Consider the following 3,423-nt stretch of genomic DNA (forward strand, 5'->3'; position numbering starts at 1 on the left):
GGGCGGGGGTGGGTAGTTGGACGGCGGTGTTCTTCCACGGCCGGGGCCCCGAGCCGCGCTTACGGGACCGCCAGGCGACCCCGACGTTGGCCTGGCCGGTGGCGACGGCCGCGGCGAGGTGCGCGATCGTCGCGCAGGAACCGCCGCCGCCGAACCCTGCCTTGCTGAAGAAGGTCACATCGCCGGCGCCGATGGTCTTGGCGATCTCGACCTCGTCGGTGTCCTCCATCGTGTACGAGGCGAACCCGTCGACCTCCGCCGGGGAGATCCCGGCGTCGTCGAGCGCGGCGGTGATGGCGCGGGCCGCCAACGTCTTCTCGGATTCGGGGAGTTGTTTCGCGAAGGGGGTCTGGCCTATCCCGACTATCGCTGTAGCGTCCTTCAGGGTCGACGACGCCATCATCACCTCCGGACCTCCGGGCCCGCGCGAGCGGCGGGCTGAACGACGATCGACTCGACTGCGTCACTGCTGACAGCGGGGAAGGCTACAGCTAATCTGACGGATAGTCAGCTACTAGTCAGCTACTGCGGTGGGAGGGGTTGTGATGCGCGGCGACTTGGAATGGGGCACCGTCCCGGAACTGGTGCGGTCGGCGGCACAGCGGTACGCCGACCGTGAGGCGGTGGTCGAGGGCCGCACCAGAGTCACCTACGCGGAACTCGGCACCCGCGTCGAACAGGCCGCGGCGGCCTGCATGGCGAGCGGGGTCGAACCCGGCGACCGGGTCGCGGTCTGGGCGCCCAACACCCTCGACTGGATCGTCTCCGCCCTCGGCGCGGTCACGGCGGGCGCGGTCCTGGTCCCGCTCAACACCCGCTTCAAGGGCGCCGAGGCCGCGTACGTACTGGCGCGGTCGAGGGCCAGACTCCTCTTCGTCACCGGCACCTTCCTCGGCACCTCGTACGTCGCCTCGCTGCGCCGCGCGACCGCGGAGGGCACCGGAACCGGGCCGCTGCCCGCACTCCCGCACCTGGAACAGGTCGTCGTCCTCGCCGACGACGCCCCCGAGAACTTCCGTACGTGGAAGGACTTCCTGTCGAGCGGTACGGAGGTGAGCGCGGCCGACGTCGCCTCGCGGGCAGGGGCGGTGGACCCGTCCTCGCCCTCCGACATCATCTTCACCTCGGGCACCACCGGCCGCCCGAAGGGCGCCGTCATCACGCACGAGCAGACGCTGCGCTGCTACGACGTGTGGAGCGAACTCGCGGGCCTGCGCGAGGGCGACCGCTACCTCATCGTCAACCCGTTCTTCCACACCTTCGGCTACAAGGCGGGCATCATCGCCTGCCTGACCCGCGGCGCGACGATGGTGCCGCAGCCGGTCTTCAACGTGGACACGGTGCTCGCCAACATCGCCGCGGAACGCATCTCGGTGCTGCCCGGCCCGCCGACCCTGCACCAGTCGCTCCTGGACCACCCGGCACGCGGCCAGCACGACCTCTCGGCGCTGCGGCTCGTGGTGACCGGCGCGGCGGTGGTCCCGCTGCAGCTCGTGGAACGGCTCCGGACGGAACTCCACATCGGCACCGTCCTCACCGCGTACGGGCTCTCCGAGGCCAGCGGCATCGTCACGATGTGCCGCCGGGGCGACCCGGCGGAGGTCATCGCGGAGACCTCGGGCCGCGCGATCCCCGACACGGAGGTACGGGTGGTCTCCCCGGCGGGCGACGTCCTGCCCCCCGGCCGGCCCGGCGAGGTCCTGGTCCGCGGCCACCACGTCATGAGCGGCTACTTCGAGGACCCGCAGGAGACGAAGAAGTCCATCACCCCGGACGGCTGGCTGCGCACGGGCGACGTGGGCGTGCTCGACGAGGAGGGCAACCTGCGGATCACCGACCGCATCAAGGACATGTTCATCGTCGGCGGCTTCAACGCGTACCCCGCCGAAATAGAGCAACTCCTCGGCCTGCACCCGGATGTGGCCGACGTGGCGGTCATCGGCGTCCCCGACGCCCGCCTCGGCGAGGTCGGCAAGGCGTACGTGGTGCGGCGCCCCGGCGCGGTCGCCACCGGGGACGACCTGATCGCCTGGTCGCGCCGCGAGATGGCGAACTACAAGGTGCCGCGGGCGGTCGAATTCGTGGGGGAGCTGCCCCGGAACGCGAGCGGGAAGGTGGTCAAGGGGGAGCTGCGGGGGGTGTGAGAGGCGGCGCCCCTCGCGCCCCGGTCCCCCTTTGTGCGAGGCCCGCCCACGGCACGGTTCCGGCGCTGCGCGTGCGCGGTTCCCGTGGTCGGGGGAGCATGGTCGAGGGGTGTCGAGGGGGGAAAGCGCGCCAGGAAAGGCAGAGAACCCCATGCAGCCAGCACTCACGCCCGCCGTGCTCGCCGGACTCCGCAAGCCGCGCCCCTACCCGGCCGTGTCCGTGGTGCTGCCCACCCACCGACGGCAGCCGGACAACGCGCAGGACGCCCTCCGCCTCGACAACCTCGTCGCGGAGGCCGCACGGCAACTGGAGGCCGACCCGGCCGTCACCCGCGCCCGCGCCGAGGACGTGCTTGGACGGCTGCGCTCCGCCGTGGTCGAGCTGGACCCCGGGCAGGCCCGAGAGGGGCTCGTGCTGTTCGCGGCGCCCGGTGAGCAGCAGACGTGGGTGCTGTGCCGGGACGTACCGGAGCGGGTGGTGCTCGGCGACACGTTCCTCACCCGCAACCTGGTGGCCGCCGACGCCGCACTGCGCCCGTACCGCGTCCTGACCGTCGCCGCCGACCGCGTCGCCCTGTGGGACGGCCAGGGCGACGACCTCACCGCGCACGACGACCACGGGTTCCCGCGCACGCGGAGCCTGGAGGACCCGGACGTCGAGCGGAAGGAACAGGTCGGCGACATCCCGAGCGCGTACCGGGACGAGCGGACCCGCCAGTTCTTCCGCGAGGCCGGCACCGCGCTCGCCGAGCTCGCGGCCGCCGAAGCCCGCCCGCTGTACGTCATCGGCGAACCCGCCGCGCTCACCCTGCTCGCCGAGGTGGGCTCCGCGGTCCGCGCCGGCGTCCAGATCCCGCACGGAGGCCTCGGCCACGCCTCCGCCACCGCGGTCGCCCAGGCCGTCGCCCCGGCCCGCGCCGAAACCGCCGAGCGCGCCGCCGCGGCCGCCCACGACAAACTGGACGCGGCCCGCGGCCACAAGACGTACGCCGCGGGCCTGGACGAGGTGTGGCACGCGGCGACCAGCGGCCGCGTCGAACTCCTCGTGGTCGAGGAGCACTTCCGCGCCTCGGTACGCGTCGGCGAGGACCACCTCACCCCGTCCGAACCCGGCGACCTCGACGCGGTCCACGACATCGTGGACGACGTGGTGGAGAGCGTCCTGGAGACGGGCGGCGAGGTCACGTTCGTGCCCGACGGGTCGCTGGGGGAGGGCGTGGGGATCGCGGCGGGGTTGCGGTACTAGCGGTACTAAGGGGGCGTCTCGGGGAGAGGGGCC

The 3,423-nt window shown here is 72.7% G+C and carries 2 protein-coding genes and 1 pseudogene; 2 read left to right on the forward strand and 1 reads right to left on the reverse strand.

From position 1 onward, the window contains the following. A pseudogene (locus tag GUY60_RS36010) lies at nt 1-400 on the reverse strand (lipid-transfer protein); the annotation flags it as partial. 145 nt (nt 401-545) lie between these two features. Here GUY60_RS36010 and GUY60_RS36015 point away from each other — a divergent pair. After that, nucleotides 546-2,144 (forward strand): FadD3 family acyl-CoA ligase, encoded by a 1,599-nt coding sequence (locus GUY60_RS36015; RefSeq protein ID WP_161705653.1) that lies wholly within the window; start codon nt 546-548, stop codon nt 2,142-2,144. A gap of 151 nt (nt 2,145-2,295) precedes the next feature. Continuing rightward, complete coding sequence (locus GUY60_RS36020; RefSeq protein ID WP_161705655.1) at nt 2,296-3,390, forward strand: baeRF3 domain-containing protein; 1,095 nt, start codon at nt 2,296-2,298, stop codon at nt 3,388-3,390. The last annotated feature ends 33 nt before the right edge of the window (nt 3,391-3,423 follow it).

Source organism: Streptomyces boluensis, from assembly GCF_009908195.1.
Lineage (GTDB): Bacteria > Actinomycetota > Actinomycetes > Streptomycetales > Streptomycetaceae > Streptomyces > Streptomyces boluensis.